The organism is Gordonia humi (genome assembly GCF_014197435.1).
GTDB classification, from domain to species: domain Bacteria; phylum Actinomycetota; class Actinomycetes; order Mycobacteriales; family Mycobacteriaceae; genus Gordonia; species Gordonia humi.
The window spans coordinates 3,559,856-3,571,432 of the sequence record NZ_JACIFP010000001.1 but is presented as its reverse complement, the minus strand read 5'-3'; the positions used below and the strand labels follow the sequence as shown (position 1 = coordinate 3,571,432).

Genomic DNA, 11,577 nt, shown 5'->3' with positions numbered 1-11,577 from the left:
GTGTCTTGTGTTTTTACGGTGGTTTTAGCGGTGGGGGAACGCCCGGTCCCTTTCCGAACCCGGAAGCTAAGCCTGCCAGCGCCGATGGTACTGCACTGTAATGGGTGTGGGAGAGTAGGACACTGCCGTAATTTACTTGGTGGGGCCCCTGATCTGTGACAGGTCAGGGGCTCTACTGCTGTCTGCACCCGGGTACCAGACCGGCCGCATCGAGAATTCTTTTACGACTGGGCATTCGCGATAGATTGGAACCATGAGCAAGCGACAGCGCGCCGGCGATTCGGTCAACGGATCGGAACCGGTGATCCCCGACGATGTAGAGGCCGCCGATCTCGATCCCGAGATCCGCCGCGATCTCCACGCACTCGACAAGCAGACCGCCGATCGCGTCGCTCGCCACCTCGTTGTCGTCTCCGAACTCCTCGGTGAAGACCCCGACGCGGCACTCGCACACGCCCGAGCTGCGCGAGCCCGCGCCGCCCGCGTGGGCGTCGTTCGAGAGACGGCCGGTATCGCGGCTTACAACGCCGGCGAATGGCAGGAGGCGATCACCGAACTGCGAGCGGCACGGCGCATGAGCGGGGGCGATGCACTGCTCCCGCTCATCGCCGACAGCGAACGCGGGCTCGGCCGCCCCGAGCGCGCGATCGAGATCGCCGAATCGAGCGAGGCGAAGACTCTGAGCGGCGACGACGCGCTCGAGATGCTGATCGTCGCATCCGGCGCTCGACTCGACCTCGGTCAGCCCGAACTCGCCGTCGCCGTGCTCGAAGCAGGCGACCTCAGGCCCGGCCGGACCGGAGACGACGCCGCCCGACTCTTCTATGCATACGCCTCCGCCCTCGAGACCGCGGGCAGACGGAGCGACGCACTGACCTGGTTCCAGAACGCAGCGGCGGCCGACGTCGACGACCTGACCGACGCCGAGTTCCGCCTCATGGAACTCGGTAGCACGAAGAACGGGGCGGTGCCCGCCGGACGTGAGACCGGCGAGGCGTCGGAGGCGGACCCGGATTCGCTCGGCGCCCACTACGACTCCCTGCTCTTCGACCTCGACGGCACGCTGTTCGCCGGGGCGTCCGCGCTTCCGCACGCGGTGGATGCGGTCAACACCAGTGCGTCCTCGGTCCTGTTCGTGACGAACAACGCCAGCCGCTCGCCCGAGGCGGTGGCCGAACACCTGACGGAGCTCGGGTTCACCGCGGTCGCGGATCAGGTCGTGACCAGCGCTCAAGCGGGTGCGGCGTTGGTGAGCGAGCACGTTCCGGCCGGCAGCCGCGTCCTCGTCGTCGGCGCCGATGCGCTGCGCGACGAAGTGAACGCGCACGGAATGGTCGCGGTCGCGTCGGCGGACGACGAACCGATCGCCGTGGTCCAGGGCCACTCGCCCGACACCGGGTGGGCGCAACTGTCGGAGGCGGCACTGGCCGTTCGAGCGGGTGCGACGTGGGTCGCCTGCAACGTCGACACCACATTGCCGAACGAACGAGGACTGCTCGTGGGCAACGGATCGATGGTCGCCGCGGTGAAGTCGGCGACCGGAGCCGAGCCGTTGGTGGCGGGTAAACCGGCTGCGCCGATCATGCGCGACGCGCTCTCACGATCCGAGGGGCGCCGTCCGCTGGTCGTCGGTGATCGGCTCGACACCGACATCGCCGGAGCCAACACGGTTGGCATCGACAGTCTGCTCGTGATCACCGGAGTCTCCGGAGCACTCGACCTCCTCGCGGCCGGACCCGACGCACGCCCGACGTATGTCGCGACCGACCTCGCCGCCCTCGACAGCGCGGCCGACGCCGCGCGGATCGGCGGACACCACGGGTGGCGCATCCAAGTGATCGACGAGCACGTCGACGTCGCGTCGAGCGGAGCGTCCGACGGCACGTCGCTCCTGGCCGCGCTGGCACACGCCGTGTGGACGGCCGACGTCGGCGACCGCGATCTGCGCATCGCAGCCGGCGACGACACGGCCGCAGAGGCGCTCGCCGCGGTCGGTGTCACAGCCCTGCGTTAGCCTGGACGGGTCATGAATGCACCGAATCCAGCCGCATTGGCCGCGCAGGCGGCCCGCCGAAACGCCGACCCCGGCGACCCGGACGACCATCCGGTGACCGAGACGGTTCGCGAGATCCTCGACGAGGTGTCGCAGATCCGAGACGCCGTCGGCGACGAGTTCGATCTGGGCGCCACCTCCCGTCAGGCGGAACTGCTGACGCGGGCGCACGATGCCCTCGCCGATGCGCTGGAGGACGTCGGACGTGGCTGAGCACAGTACGGGCGAGCACTGATGGCGACCCGCGCCCGACTGGACGCCGAACTCGTCCGCCGAGGCCTCGCACGGTCGCGGGAACAGGCGCGCGAGCTGATCGACGCGGGCAAGGTGAAAGTCAACGGAACCGTCGCATCGAAGGCCGCCACCAACGTCGCGAAGGACACCCCGGTGCTGGTGACCGAACCCGACACCGACGACTGGGCCTCTCGCGGCGCACACAAGCTGATCGGTGCTCTCGACGCGTTCGAGCCACTCGGAGTCTCCGTCGACGGTCGTCGCTGTCTCGACGCCGGCGCATCGACGGGCGGCTTCACCGACGTCCTGCTGCGGCGCGGCGCCCGCGAGGTCGAGGCCGTCGACGTCGGCTACGGCCAACTCGTCTGGCGACTGCAGACCGACGACCGCGTGCACGTGCACGACCGGACCAACGTCCGACACATCACTCCCGAGTCGATCGGCGGTGACGTCGACCTGATCGTCGGCGACCTGTCGTTCATCTCGTTGCGACTCGTGCTCCCCGCTCTCGCATCCTGCCTGCGCATCGGCGGAGACGCGCTGCCCATGGTCAAGCCGCAGTTCGAGGTGGGCAAAGACCGCGTCGGAACCGGCGGCGTGGTACGCGACCCGGCACTACGAGCCGAAGCGGTGGCCCACGTGTCCACCGCGGCCACCGCACTCGGCCTCCAGACCCGCGGCGTCGTCGCGAGTCCGCTGCCCGGACCGTCCGGGAACGTCGAGTACTTCCTCTGGCTCCGCAAGACCCACAGTCAGCCGGACGGCGCTGTTGCCGATACCGTGGAGCAGTCGCCGGTCGACGACGACGTCCGCGCGATGATCGACAAGGCCGTCGCCGACGGTCCCGCGTGATACGAGGAGGGGAGACTCCATGACAGAGCGCACCTTCCTGGTGGTCGCACACACCGGCCGCGAGTCGGTGACGGGCACCCTGCGGACGATCGCGCAGCGATGCGCCGACGCGGGCGTCGGCCTGCGGATCGTCGACCACGACACCCGACTGGCGGCCGAACCGATCACCGAGACGACCCACCCGGTCGACCCGGACATGCTGCGGGCCACCGGCGCGGACGTCGAGGTCACCTCGGCCGGGTCGGCGTCGGCGAAGGGCTGCGAACTGGTGATCGTGCTCGGCGGCGACGGAACATTCCTGCGTGCGGCCGAACTCGCCTACCCCGCGTCCGTTCCGCTGATGGGCATCAACCTCGGACACATCGGCTTCCTCGCGGAGGCCGAATCGCATCGCGTCGACGAAGTGCTCGACATGTTGATCTCCGGGCGCTACCGCGTCGAGGACCGGATGGTGCTCGACGTGTCCGTGATCGATCCCGGATCGGACCGGCCGCGCGCCCGCACGTGGGCACTCAACGAAGTCGTGATCCAGAACCGGTCGCACAACGGCGTCCTCGAGCTCGTCACCGAGGTCGACGGCCGTCCGGTGGCCGCCTTCGGCGCGGACGGGCTCATGGTCGCGACGCCGACCGGATCCACGGCGTACGCGTTCTCCGCGGGAGGACCCGTGATGTGGCCCGACCTCGAGGCGATCCTCGTCGTCCCCAGCAACGCGCACGCGCTCTTCGCCCGCCCGATGGTGACGAGCCCCCGCTCCACCGTCGCCGTGGAGATCCACCGTGACGGCCGCGACGGGGTGGCCGTCAGCGACGGGCGTCGGATGCTCGACGTCCCCGCGGGTTCCCGCATCGAGGTCGCGCGGGCGCCGCGATCCCTGCGCTGGGTCCGGATCGACTCGGAACCGTTCGCCGACCGTCTGGTGACCAAGTTCTCGCTGCCCGTGACGGGGTGGCGGGGGAGGAGCTGACCGCCTGTGCTCGAAGAACTGTCGATCACGAGTCTGGGAGTGCTGGAGGCGGCCTCCGCCGAATTCCATCCCGGCTTCACCGCGCTCACCGGTGAGACCGGTGCGGGAAAGACCATGATCGTCACCAGTCTGCGGCTGCTGTCGGGCGGTCGCGCCGACGCGGGCCGCGTGCGCAGCGGTGACGCCAAAGCCGTCGTCGAAGGTCGATTCCGGCTTCCCGCCGACCGCGGCGGAACGATCGGCGAAGTCCTCGACGAGACCGGTGCCGACGTCGACGACGATGACACCGTGATCGCCGTCCGCACCGTGAACGCCGACGGCCGCTCCCGCGCGCATCTCGGCGGACGCAGCGTCCCCGTCGGCACACTGGGTGCGCTGACCGGGGAACTGCTGGCCATCCACGGCCAGAACGATCAGCTCCGACTCCTCCGCGGTGATCAACAGCGCGCCGCCCTCGACCGCTTCGCCGGCGCCCCGACCGCCAAGACACTCGCCAAGTACCAGCGGGCCCGCAAACGGTGGACCGACATCCTCGACGATCTGGATCGGTTGCGCGCCGACTCGCGTGCTCTCGCGCAGGAGGCCGATCGCCTCCAGTTCGGGCTCGAGGAGATCGACGCGGTCAAGCCGATGCCGGGCGAGGACGCCGACATCATCGACGTGGTCCGCCGACTCACCGACCTGGAGGACATCAGGTCGGCCGCCGCGTCGGCACACGGCATCGTCGCGGGGGCGGAGGGATCGTCGGTGCTCGACGCCCTCGGCACCGTACGGTCGCTCCTCGAATCCGCGGCCGATGCGGCCCTGCGCGACCTCGGGCCTCGTGTCCAGGAGGCGCTCGTCGTCGTCGGCGACATCGGAGACGAGTTGACCGGTTTCCTCAGCGGTCTGCCCGACGACGCCGCCGACCTCGACAGCCTCCTGACTCGGCAGGCCGAGCTGAAGTCGCTCACCCGCAAATACGCCGCCGACGTCGACGGTGTGCTCGCCTGGCGCGAGGAGGCTCAGCAGCGTCTGACCGAGATCTCCGATCCGCAGGCGAGGATCGACGAACTCGAATCCGAAGCCGCCGACGTCCGCGACGAGGTCGCCGCCCTGGCGGCCACCCTGCACCGCCAACGCGCGAAGGCGGCGAAGTCGCTCGGCACCAGGGTCTCGGCCGAACTCGCCGGACTCGCGATGGGCGGAAGCGCCCTCGCCGTGACCGTCGGACTCAAACCCGCCGACGACCCGCGTCTGGCGGTGGACGTGGACGGCACCGCCACCACAGCGGGTGGACACGGCGTCGACCAGGTCGAGTTCGGCCTCGTCTCGCACAAGGGCGCCGACCCGCTGCCGATCGCCCGCTCGGCGTCCGGCGGCGAACTCTCGCGGGTCATGCTGGCGCTCGAAGTGGTGCTCGCCGAACCGGACTCGGGATCGGTGATGGTGTTCGACGAGGTCGATGCGGGTGTCGGCGGCGCCGCGGCGGTACAGATCGGTGCTCGACTGGCGAGACTGGCCCGTCGCCATCAGGTGATCGTCGTGACGCACCTTCCGCAGGTCGCCGCGTTCGCCGACAACCATCTGGTGATCGGCAAGCACGGAGGCGGCTCCGCGGGCAGACAGCGGTCCACGCTGACCACGTTGACTCGCGACGAACGGGTCGCCGAGCTGGCCCGCATGCTCGCGGGTCTCGGCGACTCCGAGACCGGCCGCGCACACGCCGAGGAACTGCTCGAGACCGCGGAGGCGGCCCGAGCGGCGGACTAGGGCGCGACTGATGATGTCTGTGTGACAAAAGTTGCCAATGTTACGGCGCGCCTCCGTGGCATTCATGGGCGGGGGGCCCACCATGGCTGTCATGAGGATGCCCGCTTTGCTGTCACGCACCACCGAAGAGCTGCCCGGCCTGATCGGCGTCGCGCGGATCGACAAGAACTCGAAACGACTCCTCGAACGCGTCGGCGAGGGGGAGATCGTCGTACTCGACGAGGTGGACCTCGATCGAGTGACCGCCGACATCCTCGTCGACGCCCAGGTGGGCGCGGTGGTGAACGTCTCGCGCTCGATCACCGGCCGGTACCCGAACCTCGGACCGGAGGTCCTCGCCGCATCCGGTGTGCCGATCCTCGACGCCGTCGGGCCGGAGATCTTCTCGCGGATCAAGGACGGGCAGAAGGTCCGTCTGCACGATCAGCGCCTCTACGTCGGCGATCGGGTCGTGGCCCGCGGGGAGGAGCTGGACGAGCGGATCGTCGCCAGCCGCATGCTCGATGCCAAGAACGGAATCGTCGACCACCTCGAGGCGTTCTCCGGCAACACCATCGAGTTCATTCGGAGTGAATCGCCATTGCTGATCGACGGCGTCGGCATCCCCGACGTGCGCGTCAAATTCGAAGGCCGCCACGTGGTCGTCGTCGCCGAGGGAAGCGGCCGCGGCGCCGACCTGAAGGCGCTCAAGCCGTTCATCAAGGAGTATCAGCCGATCATGGTCGGTGTCGGCGTGGGCGCGGACACCCTCATGGAGGCCGGTTACAAGCCCGCGTTGATCGTCGCCGACCCCGACGACCTGGAGACCGAGACGCTCAAATCGGGCGCGGAGCTCGTGCTGCCCGCCGACCCCGACGGTCATGCGCCGGGCCTGGAACGTATCCAGGATCTGGGTGTCGGCGCGACGACGTTCCCCGCCGCCGGGTCGGCCGCCGACCTCGCGTTGCTGCTGACCGACTTCCACGGCGCCGACCTCATCGTCACCGCGGGCCTCGGCGGCACCCTCAACGACTTCTTCGACCGCGAACTGCGCGAGGAGATCCCGTCGACGTTCCTCACCCGACTCAAGGTGGGTCCGAAGCTCGTCGACGCGAAGGCCGTCTCGACGCTGTACCGCAGCCGGGTCAGCGGCGCCGCGATCGCCATGCTGATCCTGGCAGCGCTCGTCGCGATCATCGCGGCGATCGTCATCACTCAGGGCGGCAGCGATGTGACCGGATGGATCTCCGACCAGTGGAACGCGCTGGTCGACTGGATCAGCGGAGTGTGGAACCGCGAATGATCAGCATGCGCCAACACGCGGTCTCGTTGATCGCGGTCTTCCTCGCGCTCGCGTTGGGGCTGTTCCTCGGATCCGGCTTCATCGGTGACCGCGTCAACGCGTTGACCGGGACCGATCGCGACAAGATCGGCAATCTCCAAGACGAACGCGACGACCTCGCCAAACAAGTCGACTCCAACGACGCCTTCACCTCGGCTATCGCCGGTCGGATCACCGGCGACCTGCTCAAAGACCAGTCGGTGCTCGTCGTGACCTCACCGGACGCGGCCGACGGCGACGTCGAAGCGCTCAAGACGTTGATCAACGACGCCGAGGGGACCTTCGCCGGACAGATCGCCTTGACCACCGGACTGATCCGCGACGAGAACGCGTCCAAACTCAGCACCGTCGTCGACCAGTCGATTCCGTCGGGCGCGCAACTCCGCGTGGAGTACACCGACTCCGGTTCGCGACTGGGCGACCTCCTCGGGGTCACGCTGCTGCATCGGTCCGGCGCCAAGCCTGCGTCGGCGAACGATCGCGACACCGCGCTGGCGGCACTGCGCGAGGGACAGTTCATCGACTACGCGGAGGGCACGATCAAACCGGCCGACCTCGTCCTCGTGGTGACCGGAGGCGAGATGGGCAAGGACTCCGGCGCACAGGGGCAGATGGTCGCGCGGCTGGCTGCGACCATGGCGATGCGTGCGCAGGGCGGCGCCCTCGTCGGACGCACCGGTTCGGCCGACGGCGGATCGCCGATCGGCGTGATCCGCTCCGACCCGTCGCTGGGCAACGCGGTGACGACGGTCGACGACGTCAATCAGGAGATCGGTCGACTCACCACGGTCATGGCGTTGAACGAGGAACTGCAGGGCAGGTCGGGCGCCTACGGCACCGGGCCGGGTGCGACGGCCATCACGGTGGGCGCCGAACCCGCGAAGTGACGACCGTCATCCTCGCCGCCGCGCGTACGCGGGTCGGCGGGATTTCGCCGGAGATGCTGTTAGGCTGAAGTCCCGTAGGTCATCAGGTAATCGGCAATCCTGATACACCCCGACGGGAGAATTCTTTGCGATCACTGCGTTTCGAGCGCACCGCCCCCAAACACATCTTCGTCACCGGCGGAGTCGCGTCGTCGCTGGGCAAGGGGCTCACGGCGTCGAGCCTGGGCCAGCTGCTCACCTCGCGCGGCATACGCGTCACGATGCAGAAGGTCGACCCGTACCTGAACGTCGACCCGGGCACGATGAATCCCTTCCAGCACGGCGAGGTCTTCGTCACCGAAGACGGCGCCGAGACCGATCTGGACATCGGCCACTACGAGCGTTTCCTCGACCGGAACCTGTCGGGGTCGGCCAACGTCACCACCGGTCAGGTGTACTCGACGGTCATCGCCAAGGAACGACGCGGCGAATACCTCGGGGACACCGTTCAGGTGATCCCGCACATCACCGACGAACTCAAGTCGCGGATGATGGCGATGCACGACGCCGACGCGAGCGGCGAGGTCCCCGACGTGGTCATCACCGAGATCGGCGGCACCGTCGGCGACATCGAGTCGCAGCCGTTCATCGAGGCCGCCCGTCAGATCCGCCACGACCTCGGCCGCGACAACGTGTTCTTCCTCCACGTGTCGCTGGTTCCGTACCTCGCTCCGTCGGGCGAACTCAAGACCAAGCCGACGCAGCACTCGGTGGCCGCGCTGCGCAGCATCGGCATCCAGCCGGACGCGCTGATCCTGCGCTGCGACCGGCCCGTTCCGGACGGCCTCAAGAAGAAGATCGCGCTGATGTGCGACGTCGACATCGACGGCTGCATCTCGACGCCGGACGCGCCGTCGATCTACGACATCCCCAAGGTGCTGCATGCCGAGCAGCTCGACGCCTACGTGGTCCGCCAGCTGGGCCTGCCGTTCCGCGACGTCGACTGGACCGTGTGGGGCGATCTGCTCGAACGCGTCCACTCGCCCCGCGAGACGGTCAACGTGGCCCTCGTCGGAAAGTACATCGACCTGCCCGACGCCTACCTGTCGGTGACCGAGGCCATCCGCGCCGGTGGGTTCGCGCACCACGCGCGCACCGAGATCAAATGGGTGCCGTCGGACGACTGTGAGACGCCCGACGGCGCCGCGGCCGCACTGCGTGACGTCGACGCCGTCCTCGTGCCCGGCGGCTTCGGCATCCGCGGTATCGAGGGCAAGCTCGGGGCCATCACGTACGCCCGTGAGAACGGCATCCCGCTGCTCGGTCTGTGCCTCGGTCTGCAGTGCGTCGTCATCGAAGCGGCCCGTTCCGCCGGTCTGGCGGACGCGAGTTCGACCGAGTTCGATCCCGAGACGCCGTCGCCGGTCATCGCGACGATGGCCGACCAGGAGGCCGCCGTCGCGGGTGACGCCGATCTGGGCGGCACCATGCGTCTCGGCGCCTACCCGGCGACCCTGACCGCCGGTTCGCAGGTGGCCAAGGCGTACGGCGCCACCGACGTCAGCGAGCGTCACCGGCACCGCTTCGAGGTCAACAACGCCTACCGCGAGACCATCGCGAAATCCGGTCTGGTGTTCTCCGGCACCTCGCCGGACGGACGCCTCGTCGAGTTCGTCGAGTACCCGAAGGACATGCACCCGTTCCTGGTCGCCACGCAGGCGCACCCGGAGCTCAAGAGCCGTCCGACGCGTCCCCACCCGCTGTTCAAGTCGTTCATCGACGCTGCCCTCAAGTACAAGCGGGCGACGCGTCTGCCGGTGGAGCTCGAGGGCTACGACGCGGGCGACGCCGAGGCCGATCAGGAGAGCGGCGAGTGATGACCGAGCCGGGATCGCACGAGTTCGACGTCGTCTCCTCCGAGACGGTCTACTCCGGTGCGATCCTGGCCCTGCGCCTCGACGAGGTGCGGATGCCGGGTGGGCGCACGGCGCGACGGGAAGTGGTCGAGCACCACGGCGCCGTGGCCGTCGTCGCGCGCGACGACCGGGGCCGGATCGCGATGATCCGCCAGTACCGGCATCCTCTCGGCAGGCGGCTGCTGGAACTGCCCGCGGGACTTCTGGACGGTGGACCGGACGAGCGTCCACTCGACGCCGCGCGACGAGAACTCGCCGAGGAGGTCGATCTCGCAGCCCAGCGCTGGTCGGTCCTGGTCGACCTCGCGGTGTCGCCGGGCTTCACCGACGAGGCGCTGCGCGTGTACCTCGCGGAGGGTCTGAGTGCGCTGCCCGCCGCCGAACGCGAGCACGAAGAGGCCGACCTCGTGGTCGAATGGGTGTCCCTGGCCGACGCCGTCGCGCTGGCATTGGGCGGTGAGATCGTGAACGCGACCGCCGCGGCGGGTGTGCTCGCACTGGCGGCCGCCGACGCCACGGGCGCGCGATTGCGGACGGTGGACGCGGACTGGCCGGATCAGCCGACGGACCTCGTCGCGCGCAAAGGCTCGTGAACCGCGCCGACGTCGATCGACTCATCGGCGCCTACCTGGACCACCTGACCGTCGAGCGCGGCTCGGCGGCGAACACCGTCGCCTCCTACGGTCGCGATCTGCGTCGGTACCAGGAGTTCCTGTCCCGACTCGGTGTCGTCGCTCTCGACGAGGTCACCGAGGGGACGGTCCGCGAGTTCCTCGTCGCGCTGCGTCGCGGCGATCCGGACAACGAGGTGCCGGCGCTCGCGGACAGCTCCGTCGCCCGAACCCTGATCGCGGTGCGCGGATTCCACAAGTTCGCCGCGGCCGAGGGTGTGGTGGCCGACGACGTCGCGCACGCGGTGCGTCCGCCTCGACCAGCGCAGCGGCTCCCGAAGTCGTTGCCGGTGGACGACGTCCTGAAGATCCTCGACGCCGCCGGACAGTCCGAGGGTCCACGAGCCCTGCGTGATCGGGCGCTCTTGGAACTGCTGTACTCGTGCGGTGCCCGCATCTCCGAGGTGGTCGGGCTCGACGTCGACGACATCGACGTCGAGCACCGCGCCGTGGTTCTGCGCGGCAAGGGCGGCAAAGAGCGGATCGTCCCCGTCGGCCGACCGGCGCTGGCGGCGCTCGACGCGTACCTGGTGCGGGGCCGGCCCGCACTGGTCAAGAAGGGGACGCCCGCGCTGTTCCTCAACATCCGCGGCGGGCGTCTCTCGCGACAGAGCGCCTGGCAGGTCCTGGTCGACGCCGCCGAGCGTGCGGGCGTCACCAAGGACGTCTCGCCGCACACCCTGCGGCACAGCTTCGCCACCCATCTGCTCGACGGCGGCGCCGATGTCCGCGTGGTGCAGGAACTGCTCGGCCATTCGTCGGTGACGACCACGCAGGTGTACACCATGGTCACCGTCAACACCATGCGCGAGGTGTACGCGACCGCGCACCCGCGGGCACGATAGGGACAGGCGCGGCGCACCGCCGGTCGAGCAGGAGAGCGAATCACCTCGACGGCTGAGAGCGGGAGGCGAGATCGACCGGCCGCAGCGGCCCGGCCGACGT

At 69.2% G+C, this 11,577-nt stretch carries 10 protein-coding genes and 1 rRNA gene; all 11 read left to right on the top strand.

From position 1 onward, the window contains the following. The first annotated feature begins 14 nt into the window (after positions 1-14). The 11 genes from rrf (at position 15) to xerD (ending at position 11,477) form a co-directional block, all read left to right on the top strand. Positions 15-131, top strand: a 5S ribosomal RNA gene (rrf, locus tag BKA16_RS16435). Between the two features lie 122 nt (positions 132-253). After that, positions 254-2,014 carry an HAD-IIA family hydrolase gene (locus tag BKA16_RS16430; protein ID WP_183371692.1) on the top strand — a complete coding sequence of 587 codons (1,761 nt, stop codon included), beginning with the start codon at positions 254-256 and terminating at the stop codon, positions 2,012-2,014. 12 nt (positions 2,015-2,026) lie between these two features. Continuing rightward, on the top strand, positions 2,027-2,266 hold the full coding sequence (locus BKA16_RS16425) for a hypothetical protein (protein ID WP_246371796.1): 240 nt from the start codon (positions 2,027-2,029) through the stop codon (positions 2,264-2,266). A 21-nt stretch (positions 2,267-2,287) separates the two neighbouring features. After that, positions 2,288-3,139 carry a TlyA family RNA methyltransferase gene (locus tag BKA16_RS16420; RefSeq protein WP_183371691.1) on the top strand — a complete coding sequence of 284 codons (852 nt, stop codon included), beginning with the start codon at positions 2,288-2,290 and terminating at the stop codon, positions 3,137-3,139. A 19-nt stretch (positions 3,140-3,158) separates the two neighbouring features. Next, positions 3,159-4,106, top strand: a complete 948-nt coding sequence (locus BKA16_RS16415) for an NAD kinase (protein ID WP_183371690.1) — start codon at positions 3,159-3,161, stop codon at positions 4,104-4,106. A 6-nt stretch (positions 4,107-4,112) separates the two neighbouring features. Further along, positions 4,113-5,858: a DNA repair protein RecN gene (gene recN, locus BKA16_RS16410; RefSeq protein ID WP_183371689.1), complete on the top strand. Its 1,746-nt coding sequence runs from the start codon at positions 4,113-4,115 to the stop codon at positions 5,856-5,858. A gap of 97 nt (positions 5,859-5,955) precedes the next feature. After that, positions 5,956-7,140, top strand: a complete 1,185-nt coding sequence (gene steA, locus BKA16_RS16405) for a putative cytokinetic ring protein SteA (RefSeq protein ID WP_246372389.1) — start codon at positions 5,956-5,958, stop codon at positions 7,138-7,140. Further along, entirely contained in the window at positions 7,137-8,066 is a 930-nt protein-coding gene (locus BKA16_RS16400) for a copper transporter (protein ID WP_183371687.1), read from the top strand. Before steA ends, BKA16_RS16400 begins: the two co-directional genes overlap by 4 nt. Positions 8,067-8,191: 125 nt before the next feature. Further along, positions 8,192-9,922 (top strand): CTP synthase, encoded by a 1,731-nt coding sequence (gene pyrG, locus BKA16_RS16395; protein WP_183371686.1) that lies wholly within the window; start codon positions 8,192-8,194, stop codon positions 9,920-9,922. Further along, on the top strand, positions 9,922-10,554 hold the full coding sequence (locus BKA16_RS16390) for an NUDIX domain-containing protein (protein ID WP_183371685.1): 633 nt from the start codon (positions 9,922-9,924) through the stop codon (positions 10,552-10,554). Before pyrG ends, BKA16_RS16390 begins: the two co-directional genes overlap by 1 nt. Continuing rightward, positions 10,551-11,477, top strand: coding sequence for a site-specific tyrosine recombinase XerD (gene xerD, locus BKA16_RS16385; protein ID WP_183371684.1), 927 nt, complete (start codon positions 10,551-10,553; stop codon positions 11,475-11,477). Before BKA16_RS16390 ends, xerD begins: the two co-directional genes overlap by 4 nt. Positions 11,478-11,577: the final 100 nt, after the last annotated feature.

What these genes read in the sequence shown, in the direction of transcription:
- BKA16_RS16425 (WP_246371796.1), top strand. Translation starts at nt 2,027, where the DNA reads ATGAATGCACCGAATCCAGCCGCATTGGCCGCGCAGGCGGCCCGCCGA.
- steA (WP_246372389.1), top strand. Translation starts at nt 5,956, where the DNA reads ATGCCCGCTTTGCTGTCACGCACCACCGAAGAGCTGCCCGGCCTGATC.
- BKA16_RS16420 (WP_183371691.1), top strand. Translation starts at nt 2,288, where the DNA reads ATGGCGACCCGCGCCCGACTGGACGCCGAACTCGTCCGCCGAGGCCTC.
- BKA16_RS16415 (WP_183371690.1), top strand. Translation starts at nt 3,159, where the DNA reads ATGACAGAGCGCACCTTCCTGGTGGTCGCACACACCGGCCGCGAGTCG.
- BKA16_RS16400 (WP_183371687.1), top strand. Translation starts at nt 7,137, where the DNA reads ATGATCAGCATGCGCCAACACGCGGTCTCGTTGATCGCGGTCTTCCTC.
- BKA16_RS16430 (WP_183371692.1), top strand. Translation starts at nt 254, where the DNA reads ATGAGCAAGCGACAGCGCGCCGGCGATTCGGTCAACGGATCGGAACCG.
- BKA16_RS16390 (WP_183371685.1), top strand. Translation starts at nt 9,922, where the DNA reads ATGACCGAGCCGGGATCGCACGAGTTCGACGTCGTCTCCTCCGAGACG.